This is a genomic window from Bradyrhizobium sp. CCGUVB1N3 (assembly GCF_024199925.1).
GTDB lineage: Bacteria > Pseudomonadota > Alphaproteobacteria > Rhizobiales > Xanthobacteraceae > Bradyrhizobium.
Genome location: NZ_JANADR010000001.1, coordinates 8,632,962 through 8,655,841, shown reverse-complemented (window position 1 = coordinate 8,655,841; position 22,880 = coordinate 8,632,962). Strand labels below are relative to the sequence as shown.

Below are 22,880 nucleotides of genomic sequence, written 5' to 3'. Positions count from 1 at the left end.
GCCATCACTCTGCTTCCGCCCTCGCAAACGGAACCACGCTCGTTTTATACTCGCGCGCAGTAATCTTCACCGCTGGCCATAATCGCCCAAGCAATCCGGGCCGTTTTGTGAGCAAGCGCAACCGTCACGACATTGAAGGGACGCCTGCCGAGCAGCTCTGCTATCCAGGTATTGGTGACTTGATGGATACGGACGCGATGAACGGCTGCTCGGGCGCCATGTATCAGCAATTTACGAATGTAGCCGTCGCCGCGCTTACTGATACCACCCAAACGCTCCTTACCCCCGGTCGAATGCTGCTTCGGTACTAATCCAAGCCAGGCAGCGAAATGCCTTGCCGAAGCGAACTGTTGTGGATGGTCGACCGATGCCGCCAGCGCGGTGGCAGCATATGGGCCGATGCCTACTACCTTCATGAGACGCCGACAGACTTCATTGTCTTTGGCGGTTGCAAGAATCATCCTTTCGTAGCCTTCAATGTGAAGCTCAAGGTCTTCGATCTGATCGACAAGGATTGACAGGGCGCTACGCGCGCTCTGTGGAATGCGCTCATCAACATCCACGAGTGTCATGAGCTCTCTCGCGTTCGCTTTTCCCTTTCCGGCCACGATGCCCAACTCGCCCAAATGACCACGCAGAGCATTTATCGCGCCTGTGCGTTGTCGAATGAGCAAATCGCGCGTGCGATGTAGCATTAAAATTCCCTGCTGTTCGACCGTTTTTATAGGGACAAAGCGCATGCCGGGGCGTTGGACGGCTTCCCAGCACGCCTCCGCATCCGCGGCATCATGCTTGTTTGTCTTTACGTAGGCTCGTACATAGCGGGCCGGCATAAGACGTGCTTTGTGTCCAAGCTTTATTAGTTCACGAGCCCAATGATGAGCGCTGCCGCAAGCCTCAAGACCGACGAGACAACTTGGAAGCCGTGAAAAGAAATCGAGAACCTTCCCGCGAGCGAGCTTCTTGCGGATAATTTCTCCATCCTCTGTGATCCAGTGGATTTGAAACCAGCTTTTCGAGATATCGAGCCCGATTGTCATGATAGGCATAGCTTGTCCTCCTTCTTGGATGCGTTCGGAGCTTATCAGGGCGGGGACCGTCCATCTCATTATGTGCGGGATGACCGGCCCTTCGCCGGCCCCACGCCGCCGGCGGCGCTCTATTACGCCTCGAGCGACCGACGAGGCGAGCATCCCCAGAAGCATCTGGCCGCCTTCGCCGGCAAATGGCGAGCTCGTCATTTGCCGGCTAATCGCGAGGTGGCAGTAATGTGAAGGAACGCCGCCGGATGCGGGATTGATGCTGTCTTTGATTGACGTTCCTTCACATTATTTCAGAGCGTGTCGAGCCAGGCGAGCAGGCTCGTATCCCGCTTCCATGACGGGGGATGTCGTACCGATTCCGGAGCACTGACCTGTTCCAGCGCCTTTCGCTTCGTTTCCAGATTGGCCCTGGCATAGTGATTGGTGGTGTCGAGGCTCACATGACCAAGCCAGCTACGGATAACGGTGACGTCGACTCCCGCCGAGACGAGGTGTACGGCGGTGGCGTGTCGGAAGCTGTGCGGCGTCACATGCTTAGTCCGCAACGTTGGTGTGGTTTCGGCCGCCGCCTTCACGTAGGCAGCAAGCTTGAACCGAACGCCGGATGCGCTGAGCGGCTCGCTATAGCGGTTGACGAACAGCCGCTGGTCCAATGCACGCGGCTGTCGCTCCAGCAGCTTTTTCAGCAACAGCACGGTTTCCGGCCAGAGTGGGCAGATGCGTTCCTTGCGGCCCTTGCCGGTAAGACGAACGCAACTTGGGCTATCGAACCGGATCGCCCCGGGACACAGATCGAGAGCCTCCTGTATCCGTGCCCCGCTGTTGTAGAGGAACGAGAGCAGTGCGTGATCGCGTATGCCTTCGAGCGTGGAGCGGTCCGGCTGGGCAAGGATCGCTGCTACCTCCGCCGGGTCCAGATAACAGGGTTCCGATACCGGCGCCCGCTTGACCGGGATGTGAAGGATTTCCACGCACTGAGCGATCGATGCGGGGTCCTTGGTCGCGACGAAGTTGAAGAAGCTGCGGATCGCGGCAAGCCTGCAGTTGCGCGTGCCGATCGTACCGCCGCGGTCGTGCTCGGCGTGACCGAGGAAGGCAGCCACCCCGTCGGCAGTCAGATCGGCCAGTGTGATCACCGCCACCTTCTTTTCCGTGCGCTGTGCGACGAACCGCAGGAACAGCCGCCAGGTGTCACGATAGGACCGGACCGTGTGGATCGATGCATTGCGTTGCTCGACGAGCCATTCGTAGAAGAACGCACGCATCAAATCCGGGAACGCGTTCGCCTTGTTCATGGCCGCACCTCCTGCCCCAGATCGAGGCATGGCGCGCCTACGGCCCTAAACCGCTCGTTCGCAAGATGCAGCAGGTCTTGTGTAACAGTGATGTAGACGAGGGTGGAGTGGATATCCTTATGGCCGAGATATGTCGCGAGGAACGGCAGCCGGTCATGCGGATTGATGCCCGAGCGGTACCATTCGAGGATACGGTGCACGACCATTGAGTGGCGCAGGTCATGAAGACGGGGACCCGTTCGCCCTTCTGGCGGCTTCAGCCCCGCTCGACGGATCACGTCGACGAGCAACAAGGCGATGACCTGCTTTGTGTAGCGGGCGTTGCGCCCCTCGTGCCAGAACAGGGCGGAGTGCGGGTCCTGCGGTGCACCGGCCTGCCGCCGCAAATCGAGATAAGCCCGAAGCTCGGCGATTGCGCTGTCGGGCAACGGCAGTATCCTCATCTTGTAGAACTTAGTTTGCCGGATTGTGATTGTGCCGGCGTGGAAGTCGACGTCACCAAGATCGAGACGGGCAAGTTCGCCACGCCGAAGCCCTGCGCAATAGGCCAGTAGGAGCATGGCATGGAGGCTCGGTGCACGCAGCGGGGCCCGTTGCGAAGGATAGGAACGGGCAATATCGAGCATCTGCCGCACGTCGGTCGGCGTATAGATGTAAGGCTTGCGCCACTGTTTCGCTAATTCCTTCTGCGGACGCGGGTTCGGGCGGCGCGGCGGGAGCGACGGATTCTTATGACGCAGGACCCTCGCAAGGATCCGCTCCAGTTTCTCACATTCCGCAGCGTGATTGAGTGTGGTTTTTGCCTTCTTCCAATGCTCCAGCATCACCTCGACCGGCTCATCCTGCAACGCAGGATTCAACTGCAGGAACCGATCGAACCGCAAGAACCATGCGGGCTGCGAGGTGTATTTGTATCCTCTGTTGCGCATCAGCGCGACGTGCTCGGCCATGATCCCGCCCAGCATGCTGCCGAACGGCTTGGGCTGGCGGAGTTCGGCAAGGGCCTGTTCGGGGTCATGCGACGCTAGTGCGCGCCAGACCGGCCGACATCGCTTGATATTGCATGCCTCGCACGAGGCGGTGACGGGATTGCGCTCGATCGCTCCGATGTTCAGAAGGTGATCGAGGAACCGATCGATGATGCGGGTGCGGTTCAGCAGCGTCGTCGCCATCCAATGGTCGGACAATGTCTGCAGCCAAGCCACCAGAACATCCTTGCCGAGCTCGGCATGGCATTCAGCGACGTCCTGGAAGCTGTTCAGCACCTGCCTGTAAGAGGCGCGGCTGTCGGCGTGTCGCAGGCTAAGCCCTGCCAGATAGCGCGCGATCAACTGCCGCTCGGGATCGGGCCATGTTGTCATGACAGCACCCCCGCTTCCGGCACGTCGAGTGCGATGGCCCTGAGGTCCTCGGTGGCAAGCTTGAGATAGGGCACCGTGGACTCCGCCGACCGGTGCCCGAGCAGATCACCGATGACCTTCTGCGGGACCGATGCGCGCAACATTTCGACCGCGCGTGCATGTCGGAAGACATGGGCACCGCTCTTGCCCGGCAGCTTGACACCGGCCTGGCGCAGTCGGCGCCGTACCATCTTGTCCAACATCTTGAGCTTGCGATAGGGTGCACGCGCGCGGATGAAGATTTCCCGGACGTCGATCGCCGGCCGCCCCGCACGTAAATAAGCAAGCACTGCTTCGCCGACCGGCTCCATCAGGGGCAGGAAGGAACAGGCCTTGGTCTTGGTGTGCCGGATGCGGATCGATTCCGCCCGCCAGTTGATGTCATCAAGCCGCAGGTTGCAGATTTCGCTCGACCTCAGGCCATAGGTCGCGAGCAGTTGCAGGATCGCATGGTCCCTCAACCCCCTCGGGGTCTTGTCCTTTCTCACAGTCTTCAGGACAGCGGCAACCTGATCTCGCTCCAGAATCGAGGGCACCCCCTCATAGGCGTAGATCCGCGGACCGATGACCTGCGGCGACAGGTCGATCGCAGTACCGCCGACCCGGTGCAGATGCCGCAACAAAGCGCGTAAGCGGTTTACGACGGCGCTCAACGATTTGCGCGTCAACTTCGGTGCGCGCATATCCATATAGCGGTCGATGTCGTCGACCCCCAGGCTCGTCAGGCTATTGTCGCCGTTCCGCCTGAACTGCCAGGTCAGGAAGTGCCGGGCCTCCCAGATCAATGCTTTGATACTGGCGGGGGCGAGGCCTCGCGCCTCATGAAGCCAGACCTCGTATTCGTCGCAGATCGCAAATCGCACCGCCTCGGCGGCGCAGGCTGCTTTCGGAGGGGGCGGCCACTGGCCCTGCGCAAGCCGCACCAGCGCATGGATTCCGGCGCGCGGGATCGGGTGCTGGTGTGGCCCTGATCGACCATGGCGTTTGCGCAACATCCCACTCGCATGGCTTATGTATGTCGACACCAGCGCCTCGGTCACGTTCTCAACCTGGATTTCTCGCCGTTCGAGATAATCGAGGAATCTGCGCGCGCACCCGCAGTAGTTACTGATCGTCCTCGGGTGATAGCGCTGGCCGGCCAGTACGGCCTTGAGCTCCGCGATCAGGTCTTCATTGGATTTCAGCACCATCGACTCCTCTGCTGGTCAAAAGACTGCAAAGGTCGCCGAGAAATAATGCGGAGCAAAGCCCGCACGGAATCCGCGGAATTTCTCGATGTTCACGCGCCGAGCCGACGTTCCTTCACATTACTGCCACCTCGCGATTAGCCGGTATCCTGCAAGCCGATTGCTACAACGCTTCGAGCCGCTGTTCGACCCGCAGAAGAAGGTGCTGCCGATTACGCCGGCGTTTTGCTTTGCCCATGCGCGGCGGGGCTTCTTCGAGCTGGCTGACATCGAGAAAAAAGCTCGGGAAGGTAAGAAGGGCAAACCGGTCTCTCCGATCGCGCTGGAGGCGGTCAGACGCCTTGATGCGTTGTTCGAGATCGAGCGCGCCATCAACGGCTGCGGCGCCGACGAGCGGCGCGCCGTGCGCCAGGAAAAGAGCAAGCCGCTTCTCGAGGACATGCACGCTTGGTTGCTGCGTGAGCGCGAAACCCTCTCGCGCTCCTCCGAGGTCCTGAAGCCGATCAACTACATGCTCAGGCGCTGGGACGACTTCGCCCGCTTCCTCGACGATGGCAGGATCTGCTTGACCAACAATTGTGCTGAGCGCGCATTGAGAGGCATCGCATTGGGAAGGCGCAACTGGACCTTCGCCGGCAGCCGGCGTGGCGCCGACCGTGCCGCCATCATGCTGACGATGATCACGACCTGTCGCCTCAACGACGTCGATCCCAAGGCTTGGCTCGCCGACGTCCTCGCCCGTATCGCCGATCTTCCCGCATCGCGCCTGCACGAACTGCTGCCCTGGGAATGGAAGCTCCTGCGCCAAGCCGACAAGCCCGCCGATCAGCAGGCTGCCTGACCTTCACGCAACGCCACCATAGAGCTCGCCGTGCCCGCGCGCATGCGTCAATCAGGCGGTCTTCGTCGTATGCGTACTTTTCAGCGTCTCGTTTATGAACACGGAATCATTATCGGTATCGATGCCCTGGAGCGAAAACGGCAGCTGTCGGCGAAGTTCTGTCAGCACGGTGCTGAGGAGGTTTGCTCGCGCACCAGCAACGGCGCACACTCTGTCGAACCGGTCGCAATATCCGTGAGCACCAGCGTCTGGATAAAACTGCCGCGGGCCGAGGGTCCGCTGTGGCGACCAGATCGGCTTCGACAAAGCCCGGCGCCGGATCCTTCCAGTCGGCGGACGGCGCATGTGCCCGCTCTGCTCCATCGACTCGATCAAGAGCGGCAGCAGCGCTTTCAGTCTCTTGCCGCAAATCCGGTACGATGCCTCCCAGAGAACTACCAGCGCATTTCGTTCGGCTTCCTCGTAAATCCGGCGACGCGTGCGGCGAACCGAGGATTGCCGATATCGCCTCGGAGCAGGCGCATCGCATGCTTTCGGTGGAAGCCCGTCACAACCACAAACTCGTCGAGAATTCGTGCCTTGTCCGCGCGGCTCGCCTCTCTGTAGCGCTGCCCCACAGCGGCCGTCAGTTCTCTTCGAGTCGCCATGCAGTTGCCTCATTATCGCCCCCGCGGTCCCATTCCACTGAGGAGCAAATTACGTGAGGCAACGGCCCAGCATTCAGGAACATTTCAGGCGGCGCAATGCGGACCTCAGCGACAATCAGTTGACGCGCTGCTCTCATACTATCGGTCGCGCCATATACGATTTCTCGCCGAACGGGAGCGATCTCCAACGAATGGACCGGGTCTTTCGACAATTTGCGGCTGAACCCTGCAAACGAGGGTGGCCTGCCGTTCCAACCAGGAGACGTCATGCACGGGGGATACCCACCGGCATTGCACGTCGGTCGAAATAGCCTCCTGGGAACGCGGTCATTCCGGGCATTGGCTGGTATGGGTGCCAGAGGGGAAGCCCAACCAGCCGCCCATCGAGTCGTATGATCAGTTTGCGAGCCGTCATTTCTGCTATTCCCGCGTCAATCTCAGCCTGTCTTACATTCGTCGCCGCCAGACGTTTGCGCAGGAGCGTTTCCGGCACGCCTTCGTCCGCGGCCAGAAGAATTTCGCGCTTGAGGCCCTTCACGCGATGTTTGCACTCCACTGCTATGGCCCGCGTGTCCTCGACGGTTAGCTCTTCGCCGCTATCCCGCATCGACAGGATGGGTCGCTTCGGCTCATACCAAGATCTTAGCCAGGCATCAACACCGCGCGCAACGGCCTGCAGCCCTGGGCGGCGGTTCACGTCGCCCGCTATGTAATGACCGCCGACATCATTGTCTTCATTGTCTTCGAAGTAATAAACCTGATCCTTGAGATCGCCTTCCGACAAGGGATAGACGTAGCGATATGAGGCCGCCGGGAGCAGTTTGAGGCCGTATTTTCCGGATGCGTAATGATAGGGGCTATAGCGTTGGTATCGCAGTCGCACTGTACGTCCTGGCTGCAGGTGATGTAACAGCGGCAAACAAGCGGCGATTTCTGAATACCATGCGTCGCTCTCGCCTGGGAAGCCCCACAGCACACTCCAACTGACCCGCACGCCGTACTGACGGCACCATTTTAAGAGCTGAACATTATGCGCTGCCGTCGTTCCCTTGCCCATTAACTTCAACACGCGGGTGTCCAGGCTTTCGATACCTGGCTGGATCCAGCGGACGCCGGCACCGGCCAATTTCTCTACTTCATGGCGTTTCAGATTCGCTTTGACCTCGAAAAAGATCGCGAACTTCTTGGGTAATGCAGTGAGGGAGGGCAGCGCCTTTTCGAAGTAGTCAATGGCCAAAATATTATCGACTGCTTCGATACGCGACAAGCCGTAACGCGCCGACATTTCAATCATTTCCTCTACGGCTTGCTCGGCTGGTTTCTGACGGTAGGTGATGGATCCGCCGTTCAGCCCGCAGAACGTGCAGGGGCTGCGCTCGCCCCACCAGCAGCCACGAGAGAACTCCAACGGCAGTCCGGGATGGATACGATCGGCATAGAGCGATCGCTCAAGTTCAGTGAAATAGTCCGAAAAATCGGGCAGCGGCAGGTCTCGCATGTTTTTAATTGCCGCCCTGGGCACCAAGTCGCGCCTCGAGGTCGAGGGATAGCCGGCCTCGCGGTGCGCCGGACCGAAAACGCCAAATGGGAGGTCGGCCGACGGAATGTCTTTGCCACGGTGAAGGATGTCCCAACACAGCGCGCCCATCAGGGCGTCGGCCTCGCCCGATACGATGTAATTGACCCATGGGAAACGAGCGTGAGTGGTCCGCCCCATCACCGACTCGCAATTTGCCCCCCCCCATGAGAGTGACCCCCCCCGGCGAGCGCTCGCTCAATCGACGCAGCAATGCGAGCGAAGGGACATGCTGGTTAAAGGTAGAGGTGCACCCGACGATGGCCGGACGATGCATCAGCACTTTGTCAGCCGTCCAATCGATAAACTCCCCCATAAGCGATCGCAGTTTTTTGAACTTCGTACGACGCTCGGCAAGGCCTTTCTCGGCGTGCATCGGGTTACGATTAAAATACCTGTCGAGAAAAGCGTCGGCGTCGGGTTGGAAGTCGGGAAAGGCGATGCCCGCGAACAGCCAATCAACAAGAGCGTCCTCGGGCGGGCTACTCTCGAGGAGATGATAGTCAGGAAGTCCTATGTACTCCAGGAACCAAATGTTAGCGTATACTACGCTGGATCGCAGTCCGGCCTGCGTCAGCACCGACTTCAGTAGACCAAGCGCCAGCGATGGTCGTTCAACCGCCGACATCGGCATGTTGACTAGAACGATTGGCACATCAGAACTCATCACATTCCACCTTCACTGAGGAACTCTCTGGACGTCTATGATGATGGCTTTAGATCGGCACCGCAGATTGAGACTGGTGTCAAGCATGCCTGCCCCTTACGCTTTGTGCAGGCCGTGCCTTAGTCAGACAGTCGCAGGCCACAAGCTAGCGATAGCCGCGGCATCTTCAACCTCTTTAGCAAAGGTGTGACGCACAGCGATGGCGACTTCTGCCATCACGTCACGAGGCTCCCGACCGGCTGTCCCCAGGCCCCTTGCGGGACGCCAAGATCCGCAGGTCGCTCTGGCTGGTCTCTTGTTCCTTAACGCGGCTCGGCATGATCCACTCGCATGTTGGGAGCCGCGCGGTTGGCCGCTTCGATGCGACCCGGCAGGTCCTTGCTGGCCTGCGAAACGAAACAATCGTCGAGGTCCTCCTCAATTAATCCAGCGCTGTACAGCTTGTCCAGCAGGTCAGCAATTGCAAGCACGCCTCTTCCGTCGGCTGTGATCCGCCTAACCAGCTCGGACGCTGTGCAGTTGCCACCCGCGATTAGATCGCCAACGGAGAGTGGAGCGAGGTTGTCGATTACCCGGTGTTGCATGTTGCGTGAACGAAGATGAAAGTGTGGGATCCCTGCCTCGTAATGCAGGTCTCTGCGGAATCGGATCGGCAGATCGGGAGGGAGACATGCGAACATATGTTGATCGATTATTCTTTGCAGCCCGTCATGGAACTCGTTGGCCGTCCGGAAGAAATGTTCAGCCACAACACGGTAACCGAGAGGCCAGCGACTGCTGCCTGGCACCGGCGTCACTAACTGCACGCGCCCCCGCAGCATATTCACAAGGAAGCCGGAAACGCAGGCGATCGTCGTATGATTGCGTTCCGGCACCCCAATTGCATCGTCTTTGTTGGCATCTCTAAGCTTTTCCTTTCGTTCTCGCGCGCGCCCGGCGAACGCTTTTGCAGTCAGCGCCTCTTTACCCTGCAGAATGAGTTCGACGCCCATTAGCTCCTCAGGCGAAAAAGCCGCGTGAATCTGGTTGAGGTGAGTTGTGCTCAGAACCGAGAAGCGATTCGTCACAGTACGATATCGCCTAAACAGTTCGAGCACGCGCCTGGTGAGCGCCTGATCTTTGAGAGGGGCGGCTGTTGTTGTTTGTGGCAGCGCGCCTGTGATCTGATAGTAATCGAACAGAAAGCGGTCGTACTGCGGATTGTCCATAGGATCCGTGGCCCAGTAGCAGAAGCCAGTCCGGGCTGCCGAACCAAACATCTCGCTTGCGACACCAACCACGCCGCGCCAAAGCTCTGCATGCTCCTCGCTGTATTCGTAATATCCCTTGAAACGACCGGCCGAGAGGCCGCAGAACCAACAACCGATGCTGCAGCCTTCGCTTAGCTCGAAAGCTATTACGGGGTGCGTAACCGACATCGCTGATCCTCCTAACTCCTCGTTGCAGCGGCGGATTTGGCGCTCGCGCCAAGCATGAAAGCGCGGGTTGACCCTCGACATTTCGCCTTCGTCGCGCAAGAGGTCGCGATGATGCAACATCTCCCTTATATACTCGTCCCACATCACGGCCAGCGGCCACGATGCACACTCCGGCTTAAAGCGGTATTTCAGGTGGGTACCGCGCCAGAGCGGCAACATTTCCATCGGATCGACTTCGATACCGTAACGGTCGCTTACGAATCGAGGGGCGTTAATATTTTCCGAAAGCTCCCTGCGGAACCCAAGGTCCCCTACCAGCCGCTCCATGAAGCGCTTGATATGTGACAACGTGCGCAACTGCTCGGGAATGCGTCGGTCAAAGATCTGGCGATAGCGTTCCGCGGCAAACGGGCGCATCACGTTGGTTTGTGCTGAGATGTCTTCTTGCAGGCGGAGCGGCGCAACCTCCATGGATCACCTTCATGACCTCTGCGGCCCGTTATTGAGCAGCGGGCCGGCGCGCTCACCGGCGCAAGAAACGCGTTCAAACTAAGACCACAACTGCCTCAGCTACCGCAGTGACGGTAGTGGCCGCTTCCACGTCTTGCACCGTGGTGGTGGTGACCTCTGCTGCCTCCACAACAGAGGTAACAACCTCAGCTGACTGCACAGTTGAAGTCGCGGTGTCGCTTGCCAGCGTGTCGAAAGGCTTAGTCGTCGCCGTCTGTACGCCGATCGATCGGAGGTGGTCTTTAGCTTCGTCAAGGGTGAAGGTGTAGCCGCGGCTATTTCCGCTCGCTACAAGCGACCCAAGACCTGTCGCGCTCGGCCTTACGTTTTCTAGCAGATTAGCGTCATTTGACAGATCATTGACGAATCGCTCTACCTCGGCTCGTGACATGTCTCACCCTCCGGATTTCTCGATGTCGTCAAGCGCCCCGATCGCCCTAGGGGATCGGTGATGACACCGAGAGCAATGCAAGCGCCGCGCCAAACTGCAAATCACTGAGAATCGCATTGTTTCGCCGTGAGCAGCGTCGGCTTGTGGACACACGTTGTCGCGACGAAACGAATGATTGAGAGTGGGTCCGACCCATCAGGCGTCCGCAGTGCCCTACTAGATTTGGGAGTCATCAGCCTTTTAGATTGCTATTAGGTAGATTGCAGCTATTAGGTTTGCGCTCGAATGGACGCGCTACTTCTGGGAGATACCCATGGCATCGATAAGTGCACGGAAGACTTACAAGGCAGCCCTGATGAAATGCTATCGCGATTCAACAAGTGGTCCGTCGGCCTGAGGCCCGCCGCGAGCCGACCGGATTCTCTCAAGAGCCGAGCACGGTGAAGAGAACAGTAGTACGCGGACCGATCCTCATCAGCGCAAACCACATTCGGCTGTAACGGGCATTGGTGCATCGAGCGTTGTCAGTTTGCCCATAGCTCTGCTTCTCGGTCATGCCCGAGCACAAAGGGATCACGGGCTGAACGCAAGCTCGCCTTCCTATGTGTTTCTTGGCACACACACCGGCGCCCCTCTGAGAGGAAGGGCTGCTTCGTGCTCGGCCCGAGTATACATGCTGCTGGTAGCCATTTCTTGCCCCTGCGGACCAGGAGTCCTGGCAGCGTTGAACCGACTGAATGTGGCGCACGCTCCGTGGTTGCGAGTCGGCAGGCGACACTGCCATGTGTAGCAAGAGCCACCCGTGGTCACACTGTCTTGCTGCGGAGTAGTCCAGTGCCGGATACTCTCGCCGTCTGGTGGGGCGCCTCGTCGAGGCAATCGCCGCGAGGTGCGGCCGGGTTGTTGGGTATCCCGAGGAGGTTGGCCGCTGTTCCAGTGATCTTCCCCGTGCGCGTAGTGGCGTCGGTTGTTATGCTGGTCAAGAAATGGCGACAAGCTCTGGAGACCGCCGGGCGAGAGAAGAGAATCGGCCGCCGCGCGCGCACGAGCTGCTCCGCGCCGGCCGCGGCGTACTGGTCGGACTCGGCCTGATCACCGCGATGCTGAATGTTCTGTATTTGACAGGCTCCTTCTTTATGCTTGAAGTGTATGATCGCGTCGTGCCCAGCCGCAGTGTGCCGACGCTCATCGGCCTCACGGTGCTCGCAGTTGGCCTCTATTTGTTGCAGGCCTTCCTCGAGATTCTGCGCGGACGCATTCTCATCCGGATGGGCGAGTGGCTTGATCGTATGTTCTCGGCGCGAGCCTACGACGTCATCGCGCGCTTGCCGCTGTGCGCTAGGGCGAGCGGCGACGGACTGCAGCCGGTGCACGATCTTGATCACGTGCGCAGCTACCTCTCCGGGCTTGGCCCGACGGCTCTGTTCGACCTACCCTGGATCCCATTCTATCTCACAATCTGCTTCCTATTCCATCCAATGCTCGGGATCACGGCGCTGGTCGGCTCGCTGGTGCTGATTTCGTTGACTCTTTTCACCGACCGTCTGACGCGCGCGCAGACGAAGGAGACGACCCAGCGTGTGGCGCAGCGTAACGTACTGGCCGAGGCTAGCCGCCGAAACGCTGAGGTGCTGCAGGCCATGGGCATGCGCGGGCACCTCGCCACGCGGTGGGCCGAGGTCAACGACAGCTACATGGCCTCCCAGCGGCGTACTGCTGACATCGCTGCCGGCTTCGGCTCCACTTCCAAGGTCCTGCGCATGGTCCTGCAATCTGCTGTGCTTGGCGTCGGCGCTTATCTGGTTATTCGCCAAGAGGCAACCGCCGGAATAATCATCGCCGGGGCCATCCTCACGTCGCGCGCACTCGCCCCCATTGAACTCACCATCGCCCACTGGAAAAGCCTGCTTCGCGCCCGGCAGAGCTGGACACGTCTGCAGCAGTACTGGGTCCAGCTCCCGGCCGAGGAGGAGAAAACACCACTGCCGCCGCCGTGCAGAGTCTTCACCGTCGAGGCCGTCTCAGTACTGCCGCCCGGCGAACAGCGCGTGGTGGTGCGTGAAGCTTCCTTCGCACTGAAGCCAGGACAGGGCCTCGGCATCGTCGGCCCGAGCGCCTCGGGCAAGTCATCGCTGGTGCGGGCGATGGTTGGCGTGTGGGCGCCTTTGGGCGGCAAGGTGCGGCTCGATGGCGCCGCCCTCGAACAGTGGAATTCGGAGGCGCTCGGCCGACATATCGGCTATCTACCGCAGGACATCGAGCTGTTCGCGGGCACGGTAGCGCAAAACATCGCCCGGTTTGATCCCTACGCCGACTCGGAGGCGACGATCGCCGCCGCAACCGCGGCCGGTGTGCACGAGATGGTGCTGCGACTGCCGAACGGCTACGACACGCAAATTGGCGAGGACGGATCGTCAATCTCTGCAGGGCAACGCCAGCGCATCGCGCTCGCGCGGGCGCTCTACCGCGATCCGTTCCTGCTAGTACTCGACGAACCCAACTCCAATCTCGACGCTGAGGGCGACGAAGCCCTGACACGAGCCATGATGGCAGTGCGAGCGCGGCGCGGCATTGTCATTGTCGTCGCACATTGCACCACCGCGCTCGTCGCGGTGGACCAGCTAATGGTGATGTCTGAGGGGCGCGTGCAGGCGCTTGGGCCGAAGGATCGGCTGCTGGCCAAGATGACCCTGCGTTCGGCACCAGTACCACCGCGTAAGGTGGTAATCGAGGAGGCGAGCCAATGAAGCGCGACCCGGTGGGCGCGGTTTCGCTCTCGATCCGCCGGCACATGTGCGCCGCCCTCGCGGGTGTCATTGTGCTCGCCGGCGGCTTCGGCGCCTGGGCAGCCACGACCGAACTTTCCGGTGCGGTTATTGCGTCCGGCATGCTAGTGGTCGACAGCTATATCAAGAAGGTACAGCACCCGACTGGCGGCGTTGTCACCCGACTCAACGTGCGTGAGGGCGCCGAGGTGAAGGCCGGTGACGTGGTGGTGCGGCTTGATGAGACGGTAACGCGCGCCAATCTCCTGATCCTCATTAAGAACCTGACCGAACTGGCGGCGCGCCAAGCTAGACTCGAGGCAGAGCGCGACGACGAAAATCACCTCGACCTTCCCGCCGAGCTTGCCGCGCGCGCGTTAGATCCGGACGTAGCGCGGGTGATCGCCGGCGAGCGCGAGCTATTTGAGCTTCGGCGCGCCGCCAGCGCCGGCAAGAAAGCGCAACTCAACGAGCGCACGGGCCAACTTCTGGAGCAGATCCGTGGGCTGGATGAGCAGATTCAGGCGAAAGATCGCGAGACAACGTTCATCAGCCGGGAGCTCACCGGCGTCCGCGAGTTGTGGAGCAAGCACCTCGTCCAGATCACGCGGGTCACGGCCCTCGAGCGAGACGCAACGCGCCTGCACGGTGAACGGGGCGCGCTGGTCGCCGCGATCGCCGAAGCCAGAGGCCGGATTACCGAGACCACGCTGCGGATCATGCAGGTCGATCAGGATCTCCGCACTGAAGTGGGACGGGAACTCGCCGAGATTCGTGCAAAGACCGCGGAACTGGTCGAGAAACGAGTGGCCGCTGAGGATCAGCTCAACCGTGTGGACATCCGCGCGCCACAGGACGGCACGGTGCATCAGCTAGCAGTCCACACTGTCAGCGGTGTCATCAGTGCCGGCGAGCCAATCATGCTAATAGTTCCCGCCCGAGACTGCCTTGTCGTAGAGGTGCACATCGCTCCGGAGGAAATTGATCGTGTATCACTGGGCCAGCCTGTGCTGTTACGTTTCACGGCTCTCAACCAGCGCACCACTCCGCAGCTCAACGGCGAAGTGGTCCACATGTCCGCCGATGTCACGGTAAATGAGAAGAGCGGAGCAAGCTTCTATCTGGCCCGCATCGCCGTACCAAGCGGGCAGGTCGCACGGCTAAAGAGCGTGAAGCTGATCGCCGGGATGCCCGTCGAAGCCTTCATTCAAACCGGTCAGCGCACAGTCATGTCTTACCTTGTCAAGCCGCTTTCGGATCAGTTGATGCACGCTTGGCGTGAGCGGTAAAGACGCACGCAAGATATGGTTCGGAAGCAGAAAACGGCGTGGCCGAGGCGTTCGCAAGACAACGCGATTTTTACCCCTTATGTTGTTCCAGTTCTTCCGGCCCGCCATCAAGATGTCATTGACTACGCGCTCGTCCGTTCTTAATGGTCAACCTCGCCGCGAAGCCCTCTCGCATCAGGCTTAGAATGTTGGCGTCGCAATCGCTCGTAAATGTTTTGCGGAACCGCCATGGCATGAGGTCGTCGATTTCGCTTTTGGGGATGGCCGGCGATGATCGCCGTGAGCGTTTTGGCGATGTAGGCGACCGGGTTGACGTCGTTGATCTTACAGGTCGCCACGATGGATGCGAGCGGCCGAGATAGGCCAGCACCTGCGCGGGGCCGCCGAACGGCCGTTTGGCGTAGACGACCCAGTTGATGCGTCGCATAGCGACGAGGTGAGCTGCGAAGGCAGCAGGCTCCGCCAGGGATGCGAGATCGCTGAAGAAGTTCAGGGTGCCAGCGTCGAAGGCGGAGGTCAGACGTTCGAGGAACAGGCGTCTGGACAGCCGGGCGAGCGGTTTGATGGCCAGGAAGAAGTTTGGTCGGCTGCCGATCCAGCGCGCGCCATCGGGCGAGAGGCCGCCACCCGGAACGACGCAATGGACGTGGGGATTGTGAATACTGATCGAACATTGCCCCCCCCATCGGCGGCGTCGAGACCCTTTCAGGCCGTTGATTTCATTGATTTGAGATGACGGGACCCTACGCCGATCATGGTCGAGACCCCACGCCGAAACACACACAAGGCGCGCAACATCATGGAACGCCTGCCGAAAGAGCATCATGCGGCCACCCGTCGGGTGCTGCGCCAGGCCTGGGAGCTCGATGACGCCGACAAGGCTGAAAAACTGATCCGCAATCTCGCGCGTCGACTCGACCAGCAATGGCCCGGCGTAGCGGCGAGCATCCTCGAAGGCCTCGATGAAATCCTGACTGTCGTCCGGTTGAAGTTGCCGAAGGAGCTTCGTCGATCGCTCGCCTGTACCAACATCGCCGAGAACATGATGGGCACCATTCGCCGTGTCACGCGCAACGTCAAACGCTGGCGGGATGCCGGTATGGCCTTGCGATGGGTCGCGGCCGGCATGATCGAGGCCAACAAGGGCTTCCGACGATTGAAGGCGCATAAGCAATTGTCGGTTCTGCGTGCGGCTCTTCAAGCTCGCCACAATCGCATGACGATCAACCCCGTTGCCCACGTCACGAGGGCCGCGTAACATTCATTCCGGCAACGTCGGCCCGACCTAGTTCAACAGCGATCGGGACATCCCCTTCCCCTGGGTCTGGGGATGATACGGAGCGCCACGGACATGCTGCATGCCTTTCTGTTCGAGCCACATGGCCAGATCGTCTGCCACGTAACTCGACCCATTGTCGCTCAGAAGCCGAGGTCGCTGTGTGACGGTGATGTGGTCGAGGCCGGACGCTGCGAGTGCCTGATCGAGCGTGCCCATGACGTCGGAGGCGCACATCGTCGGACCAAGCCTCCAGGCCACGATGTAGCGCGAGAAGTCGTCGAGCACGGTCGAGAGATAGTACCAACCCCAGCCGGTGATCTTGAATGGAGTAAGAAGCGCATACGCGCTTCTCCTCCCCGAACCGTACGGGCACCTTTCAGCGCATACGGCTCTCCGTTCAAGTCTGGCCCATGGCCATTGCGACATCCCGATATCGCGAGGTGATGGTCTTCCGGGACTCCTCCCTGAAGATGTAGGGATTCGTTTCCGGGTTTCCTCCATCGGAATTGCCCCTTTGGACTGGATACCAATCGGTGCAGTGCTTTCCCGACACGATGGCCTCGTTCACTGACTCCGTGGACAAACCAGGTCTTGGCTCGCCCAGCGACTGGTGCTCGATACCAGCTCCGAATCAATGGTTTGATGCGGCTCCGATACTTTCTCGCCAGCCAGTGCGCCATTTTCCAGAACACGACATGATCGACGTGCCGGAACGTGGTCGCAGTGAAGTCCGTGTACTTGTAGAAAGCCGCCCAGCCCCGCAGTTGGCGGTTCAGGCGGTCCACCATATCGACCTTGGCAAGATCGTGGTCACCAGAGAGGACCTTCGACAGTCTGTGCGCGAATGCCTTGGCCTTCTCTTTGGGTATGGTCGTGACGACCGCCATCCGCCCGCTTGATCCCCGCTTGCGAATGATCCGATGCCCCAGAAAGACGAAGCCATCATTGACGTGGGTGATATGGGTTTTCTCCATATTCAACGTCAATTTCAGCTTGCCTTCCAAAAAGGCACGGCACTCCTCGCGGACGGCCTCGGCATGGGCCTTCGTCCCTTTGACGATGACGACGAAGTCATCGGCATAGCGACAAAAGGCTACAGCAGGTTTCCGATCACGGTTCTCTCGAACCGTGATCGGACGACCCTGTTGAATGCCGAAGTTCCACGCCCAACGATCCTTCCTCACTTTCTTGTTCAGGTATTTCGCCTCCAGCCAACAATCGAACTCATGGAGCATGATGTTGGATAGGAGCGGCGACAGAACGCCGCCTTGCGGAACACCTTCACTGGCTGCGAGGAACAAGCCACGGTCAACGTGGCCGGCTTTGAGGATTCGCCAGAGCAGATCAATGAATCGCAGGTCCCTGATGCGCCGACGTACGCATTTCAGGAGTAGCCGATGATGGACCGTGTCGAAAGACTACTCGACAGATTACCCACCACCGCGCTCATCATCTCGACGACTATCCCGATCAGGTAACCATCGTTCGGTCGCGCCATCCCTTCGAGGGATCTGCGCTTAATGTGCTTGGCTGGTGTCATCGACGCGGCGAACTTCATCTGACGCTTGTACTGCCCGATGGTACCCGTGCCCTTGTACCGGCCGCGTGGACAGATCTGCCTATCGCACAACATTTACCGCGTGCAAGCCCGCAATGCGCTCGAGCGGCATTCCTGGCTTCCCACGCCGAGCTGCTGCACGCCCGGACGATCGTCGACGCTTTGCTGCGGCAATTGGATGCCGCGCATACTGTCCTGCCACCGGAATCGGAGGACAGCCATGCAGCAGCTAAGCTTTCTCGACCCACCACCTCAGCGCGGGGCCGTACCCGTATGGGAGGCCCTCGATAAAGAGCAGCGCGCACATCTCGTGCTGCGACTCGCCCGACTAATCGCCCGAGCAATCGCCACTGCCGGAGATCACAACGATGAACGAACTGAGCAAGATCACCGCTGAGCACCTACGCCGATGCGCAATCGTCTACGTGCGTCAGTCCAGTACGACGCAGGTCGAGCATAATCGCGAGTCCACTGCCCGTCAGTACGAGTTAGCCGAACGCGCCGCGCGGCTTGGTTGGCGACGCGATCAGGTGAAGGTCATCGATGAGGACCTCGGTATTTCCGGTTCCGGCCTTTCCGAGCGCACCGGCTTCGCGCGTATGACCGCGGAGGTCGGCCTCGGCCAGGTTGGCATCGTGCTCGGCTTGGAAGTCTCGCGACTAGCGCGCAATAATGCTGATTGGTACCGTCTGCTCGATCTATGTGGCCTGACCCACACGCTCATCGGTGATGGAGATGGGATTTATCATCCGGGCTTGTTCAATGACCGCCTGGTGCTCGGGCTCAAAGGTACGATGTCAGAGGCAGAGCCGCATGTGCTGCGTGCGCGCCTGCTCGGTGGCATCCGCAACAAGGCCGCACGCGGAGAACTGCACCGCGGGCTGCCGGTGGGCTTGGTACGGGGCGACGCCGACGGGGAGGTGCTGTTGCATCCTGACCAGTCGGTGCAAGCCGCGATCCATGCTGTCTTCGGCCGCTTTGCCGAATTCGGCTCGGCACGACGCGTGTGGCTGTGGTTCCGCTCGCAAGGCCTGCGCTTTCCGCTGCACTCCAACAGCCTTGTCGATCTCCGCTGGGTCGCCCCCACTTACACAAAGATCCACCAGGTCCTCACCAACCCGTTCTATGCCGGCGTTTATGTGTATGGCCGCACCCAGCAGATATGCTATCTCGATGCGAGCGGTCGAATCCGAAAGCGCATCAGACAACGCGACCGCGAGCAGTGGCCGGTGTTCATTCGTGACCATCATGCCGGATACATCGATTGGAATACCTTCGAGGCGAACCAGAAACGCCTGGCGCAGAACATCCGTCCTCGACCGCACCAGAGCGGGGGTGCCGTGAGAGAAGGCGCAGCACTCCTGCAAGGCCTCGCCGTATGCGGACACTGCGGTCGGCGCCTGGCCGTACACTACAGCGGCCGGTTCTCGGCGCCCGGATACCACTGCGCCGGCAAGAACATCGTCAACGGCCGGGGCGAGTACTGCCTCAACATCGGCGGTGTGCAGATTGATGCGGCTGTCGCCGAAGCGTTCCTTGCGGCTCTCGCGCCCGCAGGCATGGACGCCTCGCTCCAGGCGATCGAGCAATTCGACGCCGATCACGAGACGACTCTCGCGCAGTTCCGTCGCGACGTCGAGCGCGCGCTACAAGGCGCAGCGCGCCGAGCGACGCTATCGCGCCGTGGACCCGGAGAATAGACTCGTCGCGCGTGGACTCGAAGCCGAATGGGAAAGCGCTCTGCTGGAACTGAAGACTGCCGAATCCGAACTCTCGGACCGCGAACATGCCCGACCGCGCTCGCTTACGCACGAAGAACGCGACGCGATCCTTGCACTCGGTAAAGACCTCAAGCGTATCTGGTTCGCTCCCACGACGAGCGATCGCGATCGCAAGGAGTTGCTCCGCACGCTGCTCGACGATGTCACCTTGAGAGTCGAGCGCGATAAATACAATGCTCACCTGACGCTGCGTTGGCGCGGCGGTCTCTTCAGTGAAGTTAATGTCCCATTGCCGCACTCGCATCCATCGCCGATCCGCACCGCCGACGATACGATCGATCTGCTGCGACGACTGGCTGCACATTATCCCGACACCAAGATCGCCGGCATCCTCAATCGCCAAGGCCGTACAACGGCCACAGGACTGTCGTTTACGGCAAATCGTGTGTCGAGCCTGCGGACGCACTGGGAGATCCCGTGCTTCGAGCCGAAACAGCAAGTGCAGGACGGCGAGTGCATGACGATCGAGAAAGCAGCACGCGCTCTCGGGATCGCACCCTCTACTTTGCATCGCAGCCTCAACGATGGCTTCATTGCCGGAGAGCAGATCACACCTGGCGCGCCGTGGCGCATCCGTATCAATGACGAGCTGCGGTCGCGCTTTGTGGAGAGCGCGCCGGAAGGTTACGTGAAGATGTTCAAGGCCATGAATCTACTCGGCGTCTCGCGGCAAACCATCTTGCAACGTGTAAAGCGCGGCGAGCTTAAGGCCGTTCACGTCTATCGCGGACGGGCAAAAGGCATACGAATTCAAGTCCCTGCAGTTGCTCCGGACCTCTTCGACCCTCTCAAAAACACTGAAGGTGTAGTATGACGCAACATCCAAGAACCCGACAACATCGACATCGACCAGCCACTTCACGCCGGTCCAGACAGACCGGATACCGTCCAGGGCCGTATGGCAGGATCGCGCCGGTCTGAATCCATGAGAGTGTTTCGAGAACAACGGCTCATAGATTTGTTCCAACAGCGACCTTACCACTTCCTGAACGAGCTTATCTTCCGTGGTTGGTACGCCAAGCGGCCTTTTCTTGCCGTTGGCTTTCGGGATGTAAACCCGACGTACCGGCTGGGGCCGATATGTCCCGTCCGCAAGCCGACTGATGATGGACGCTACCTTTCCCGGCGAGAAGCCATCGAAGGTTTTGCCATCCACACCCGGCGTCATCGCACCTTTGTTGGGCGCGATCTTCTGATAAGCTTGCACCCAGAGGGGCGAGCTTTTCATCAGGCGGAAGAGTCCATTGACCCGCCGATCCGACCTGACAACGGTCGGGAGTGATTCAACAGCCCGTGCGACGGTACTTGGCAGCATTAGCACGCCTCCGTCACGGTGGATTGAATCACAGTTGCTACCGCCCTTCCTCCGGCTGACCGGATTTTCACGCGAGTTGCCCCGCGCTTATTCCGGCAACCGTCCGCCGGTTGCCCGGCGGCTGTCTCGGACGTTACTCCGAGCGTTTGGGTACTATGGCGGTTCTGTGCCCATACAGGCCGTCGGATTGCTCCGTCGCCTGCTGTAGGGCATCCCGTAATTACGCGTGTAGAAAGATGCGACGTGTTTAGGTGCCTCGTTCGTTCACTTACCCCTCCATATAGAGGATGCGCCGGATGGACTGATCCACGAACCGCTCTTGCGAGCCGTTCGATCAAAGAGGACTTCAACGCCCCGTCCTCTTCCCATCCGATATGCCGCGTCAACCGTTCTGCGACATTGCTTCGGTCGTAAGCCGCTGCAAACTGAGATTCAGGCAGTGTAGCCTTCACCTTGCACGTCTTACCCTGACTCTCTGCATCGCAAACGGTTTTGATGCTTCGAGCCTTTTCCAAACATGCTGTTGTCCCTCGCTCCTTTCGAAGTTGCAGCCATTGCTGGCCAAGGTTGGTTTGGTGGGTACAAGTCATTATCAGCTACCTTGAACTCCTTTCTGTTTTGAAGTTACTTCCTACATGCGCCGTTACGGCGCACCGTTAAACACAGCGTACCCCTTCATGAAGGGAATGGCGCGTTCGGCTTCGTCGCCGGTCTCGGCGTCGGTTTCCTTGCGAATGATCTTGTTGGCGTAGACGACAAGCGTACCGCTCTCGCCTTTGCGGACGTGCGCGCCGAGCTCTAAGGCCTGCTTGAACGTCATCCAGATGGGCGCGCTGTAGCCGTGATCGATGGCGGCGGACCACAGCATCAGAACATTGATGCCCTGATAGGGAATGCCGTTGCCGCGCAGGGGCCGTGAGATGCGACCAGCGGCATGCTCGGCTTTCCATGGCTGATGCCATGGGCGCACGCCTTTCTCGAGCGCGGACACGATCTCATCGGTGATCTTCTGATAGACATCGGTTTTCATTGTGCTGCCTTTTTTTGCCGGTTGCGCATGCAACCGGAACTAGGCCAGCGCCAATGAGCAGGGGTCGGCCGTCACAGCCCGGAAAACGAGCGGGGCTGGTGCGGGCCGGAGCGCAGCGACTACACGGCCCGCCGTTTTCCGCTCCATGGCTTCATGGGGCCTGGGCTTGACGGTCGGGGGGCCGCAGGCCCTGAAGCATCTAATGAAATGAAGCCAGCCGCAGGCTGTCTGGCTATGTTGCGCGAAGGATCGTTACCTCTGGCCGAGACCCGCTCTCGCGGGGCTCGGTGACGCCCGCGCAAGCGGGTGGCGTAGAGCCCGACCGGCGAAGCCGTGCGCGCGTTAGATTCCCGCACACAACCTCGGCCTCGAGAGCCGAACTGATGAGGTTCTGGTCGTTATCGGACAGATGAGGATAGTAAGGGTTTGAACGCGGCGGGCCCCCTGCGACGGGAGCAGCACCGCCTTGGCGCTCTTCGGTCAAGTGCTGCTCGAAGTCCTCGTGCGCGACCTGGTCTACCTCCCCTTGGGTGGCCGGCCCTACCTGATGTTGCGCCGTCTCGGCGTCCGCCTGATGCCAACCTGGATCGAATGGATCAAAAATTTTTTGGAACGAATGGATCGAATTTGTCTGGGTCCATGCCAACCTCCCGCGTCCGAAGTTAGATCGTAACAAGTTCTCCACCTCAGCGCCAAAAGCGGGAGGAGGTGAATTGATCAGGATAGGGCGACAGTCCCGCACGATCGCGGGCGACGACTTCGATCCCTGGCCGCCGCTTCAGCCAGCTGGGCTGGGGTGGGGTGGCTCCATTCATCAACAGGCTCCACATTCACACAGATCGTAGAATTGCGGACCTACCAAAGCTGGGCGGCGGCGATCGGGGTGAG

At 60.1% G+C, this 22,880-nt stretch carries 14 protein-coding genes and 8 pseudogenes; 7 read left to right on the top strand and 15 right to left on the bottom strand.

Annotation, left to right across the window (positions count from 1 at the left end; all coding sequences use genetic code 11):
• Positions 1–44: 44 nt before the first annotated feature.
• The 4 genes from NLM33_RS40885 to NLM33_RS40870 form a co-directional block, all read right to left on the bottom strand.
• Positions 45–1,049, bottom strand: a complete 1,005-nt coding sequence (locus NLM33_RS40885; RefSeq protein WP_254104067.1) for an IS110 family transposase — start codon at positions 1,047–1,049, stop codon at positions 45–47.
• Positions 1,050–1,333: 284 nt separating this feature from the next.
• Entirely contained in the window at positions 1,334–2,338 is a 1,005-nt protein-coding gene (locus tag NLM33_RS40880) for a site-specific integrase (protein WP_254103411.1), read from the bottom strand.
• Entirely contained in the window at positions 2,335–3,699 is a 1,365-nt protein-coding gene (locus NLM33_RS40875; protein WP_254103412.1) for a tyrosine-type recombinase/integrase, read from the bottom strand. Before NLM33_RS40875 ends, NLM33_RS40880 begins: the two co-directional genes overlap by 4 nt.
• Positions 3,696–4,925 carry a site-specific integrase gene (locus tag NLM33_RS40870; protein ID WP_254106089.1) on the bottom strand — a complete coding sequence of 410 codons (1,230 nt, stop codon included), beginning with the start codon at positions 4,923–4,925 and terminating at the stop codon, positions 3,696–3,698. The genes NLM33_RS40875 and NLM33_RS40870 overlap by 4 nt, the downstream gene beginning before the upstream one ends.
• Positions 4,926–5,068: 143 nt before the next feature.
• Here NLM33_RS40870 and NLM33_RS40865 point away from each other — a divergent pair.
• Positions 5,069–5,766 (top strand): annotated as a pseudogene (locus NLM33_RS40865) (IS66 family transposase); the annotation flags it as partial.
• Between the two features lie 75 nt (positions 5,767–5,841).
• Here NLM33_RS40865 and NLM33_RS40860 read toward each other — a convergent pair.
• Both NLM33_RS40860 and NLM33_RS40855 read right to left on the bottom strand, forming a co-directional pair.
• Positions 5,842–6,413, bottom strand: a pseudogene (locus tag NLM33_RS40860) (ISNCY family transposase); the annotation flags it as partial.
• A gap of 265 nt (positions 6,414–6,678) precedes the next feature.
• Positions 6,679–8,130, bottom strand: a complete 1,452-nt coding sequence (locus tag NLM33_RS40855; RefSeq protein ID WP_254104065.1) for a RiPP maturation radical SAM C-methyltransferase — start codon at positions 8,128–8,130, stop codon at positions 6,679–6,681.
• 88 nt (positions 8,131–8,218) lie between these two features.
• Here NLM33_RS40855 and NLM33_RS40850 point away from each other — a divergent pair, with 88 nt between their 5' ends.
• On the top strand, positions 8,219–8,581 hold the full coding sequence (locus tag NLM33_RS40850; RefSeq protein WP_254104063.1) for a hypothetical protein: 363 nt from the start codon (positions 8,219–8,221) through the stop codon (positions 8,579–8,581).
• Between the two features lie 377 nt (positions 8,582–8,958).
• Here the strand turns inward: NLM33_RS40850 and NLM33_RS40845 are convergent, their stop codons facing one another.
• Positions 8,959–10,491 (bottom strand): radical SAM family RiPP maturation amino acid epimerase, encoded by a 1,533-nt coding sequence (locus tag NLM33_RS40845; protein ID WP_254106126.1) that lies wholly within the window; start codon positions 10,489–10,491, stop codon positions 8,959–8,961.
• A 127-nt stretch (positions 10,492–10,618) separates the two neighbouring features.
• The gene (locus NLM33_RS40840) at positions 10,619–10,975 is read right to left on the bottom strand and encodes a Nif11-like leader peptide family natural product precursor (RefSeq protein ID WP_254104061.1); all 357 of its coding nucleotides are present in this window, start codon (positions 10,973–10,975) and stop codon (positions 10,619–10,621) included.
• Between the two features lie 986 nt (positions 10,976–11,961).
• Between NLM33_RS40840 and NLM33_RS40835 the strand changes: the two genes are divergently transcribed.
• Both NLM33_RS40835 and NLM33_RS40830 read left to right on the top strand, forming a co-directional pair.
• Positions 11,962–13,722: a type I secretion system permease/ATPase gene (locus tag NLM33_RS40835; protein WP_256570588.1), complete on the top strand. Its 1,761-nt coding sequence runs from the start codon at positions 11,962–11,964 to the stop codon at positions 13,720–13,722.
• A complete protein-coding gene (locus NLM33_RS40830; RefSeq protein WP_254104059.1) occupies positions 13,719–15,029 on the top strand; it encodes an HlyD family type I secretion periplasmic adaptor subunit in 1,311 nt (436 codons plus the stop codon). The genes NLM33_RS40835 and NLM33_RS40830 overlap by 4 nt, the downstream gene beginning before the upstream one ends.
• Before the next feature lie 140 nt (positions 15,030–15,169).
• On the opposite strand, the gene NLM33_RS40825 is transcribed toward NLM33_RS40830, so the two are convergent.
• Positions 15,170–15,367, bottom strand: coding sequence for a transposase domain-containing protein (locus tag NLM33_RS40825; RefSeq protein ID WP_254106124.1), 198 nt, complete (start codon positions 15,365–15,367; stop codon positions 15,170–15,172).
• An 11-nt stretch (positions 15,368–15,378) separates the two neighbouring features.
• Positions 15,379–15,714, bottom strand: a pseudogene (locus tag NLM33_RS40820) (transposase); the annotation flags it as partial.
• Positions 15,715–15,798: 84 nt separating this feature from the next.
• On the opposite strand from NLM33_RS40820, the pseudogene NLM33_RS40815 reads away from it, so the two are divergent.
• A pseudogene (locus NLM33_RS40815) lies at positions 15,799–16,287 on the top strand (transposase); the annotation flags it as partial.
• A 54-nt stretch (positions 16,288–16,341) separates the two neighbouring features.
• Here NLM33_RS40815 and NLM33_RS40810 read toward each other — a convergent pair.
• From NLM33_RS40810 to NLM33_RS40800, 3 genes and pseudogenes are all read right to left on the bottom strand, one after another.
• Positions 16,342–16,638: pseudogene (locus NLM33_RS40810) on the bottom strand (DDE-type integrase/transposase/recombinase); the annotation flags it as partial.
• A 67-nt stretch (positions 16,639–16,705) separates the two neighbouring features.
• Positions 16,706–17,723: pseudogene (locus NLM33_RS49975) on the bottom strand (reverse transcriptase domain-containing protein); the annotation flags it as partial.
• On the bottom strand, positions 17,693–17,866 hold the full coding sequence (locus tag NLM33_RS40800; protein WP_254104057.1) for a hypothetical protein: 174 nt from the start codon (positions 17,864–17,866) through the stop codon (positions 17,693–17,695). The pseudogene NLM33_RS49975 and the gene NLM33_RS40800, both read right to left, overlap by 31 nt.
• 368 nt (positions 17,867–18,234) lie before the next feature.
• Between NLM33_RS40800 and NLM33_RS40795 the strand changes: the two genes are divergently transcribed.
• Both NLM33_RS40795 and NLM33_RS40790 read left to right on the top strand, forming a co-directional pair.
• On the top strand, positions 18,235–19,566 hold the full coding sequence (locus NLM33_RS40795) for a recombinase family protein (protein ID WP_254104055.1): 1,332 nt from the start codon (positions 18,235–18,237) through the stop codon (positions 19,564–19,566).
• The gene (locus tag NLM33_RS40790; protein WP_254104054.1) at positions 19,550–20,461 is read left to right on the top strand and encodes a hypothetical protein; all 912 of its coding nucleotides are present in this window, start codon (positions 19,550–19,552) and stop codon (positions 20,459–20,461) included. The genes NLM33_RS40795 and NLM33_RS40790 overlap by 17 nt, the downstream gene beginning before the upstream one ends.
• 24 nt (positions 20,462–20,485) lie before the next feature.
• Here NLM33_RS40790 and NLM33_RS49510 read toward each other — a convergent pair.
• Positions 20,486–20,815 (bottom strand): annotated as a pseudogene (locus NLM33_RS49510) (reverse transcriptase domain-containing protein); the annotation flags it as partial.
• Positions 20,816–21,617: 802 nt separating this feature from the next.
• Positions 21,618–21,992, bottom strand: a pseudogene (locus NLM33_RS40785) (ArdC-like ssDNA-binding domain-containing protein); the annotation flags it as partial.
• Positions 21,993–22,880: the final 888 nt, after the last annotated feature.

Coding starts and splice junctions, on each gene's coding strand:
- NLM33_RS40885 (WP_254104067.1), bottom strand. CDS start 1,049: ATGCCTATCATGACAATCGGGCTCGATATCTCGAAAAGCTGGTTTCAA.
- NLM33_RS40880 (WP_254103411.1), bottom strand. CDS start 2,338: ATGAACAAGGCGAACGCGTTCCCGGATTTGATGCGTGCGTTCTTCTAC.
- NLM33_RS40875 (WP_254103412.1), bottom strand. CDS start 3,699: ATGACAACATGGCCCGATCCCGAGCGGCAGTTGATCGCGCGCTATCTG.
- NLM33_RS40855 (WP_254104065.1), bottom strand. CDS start 8,130: ATGGGGCGGACCACTCACGCTCGTTTCCCATGGGTCAATTACATCGTA.
- NLM33_RS40850 (WP_254104063.1), top strand. CDS start 8,219: ATGCTGGTTAAAGGTAGAGGTGCACCCGACGATGGCCGGACGATGCAT.
- NLM33_RS40845 (WP_254106126.1), bottom strand. CDS start 10,491: ATGCGCCCGTTTGCCGCGGAACGCTATCGCCAGATCTTTGACCGACGC.
- NLM33_RS40840 (WP_254104061.1), bottom strand. CDS start 10,975: ATGTCACGAGCCGAGGTAGAGCGATTCGTCAATGATCTGTCAAATGAC.
- NLM33_RS40835 (WP_256570588.1), top strand. CDS start 11,962: ATGGCGACAAGCTCTGGAGACCGCCGGGCGAGAGAAGAGAATCGGCCG.
- NLM33_RS40830 (WP_254104059.1), top strand. CDS start 13,719: ATGAAGCGCGACCCGGTGGGCGCGGTTTCGCTCTCGATCCGCCGGCAC.
- NLM33_RS40800 (WP_254104057.1), bottom strand. CDS start 17,866: ATGAAGTTCGCCGCGTCGATGACACCAGCCAAGCACATTAAGCGCAGA.
- NLM33_RS40795 (WP_254104055.1), top strand. CDS start 18,235: ATGAACGAACTGAGCAAGATCACCGCTGAGCACCTACGCCGATGCGCA.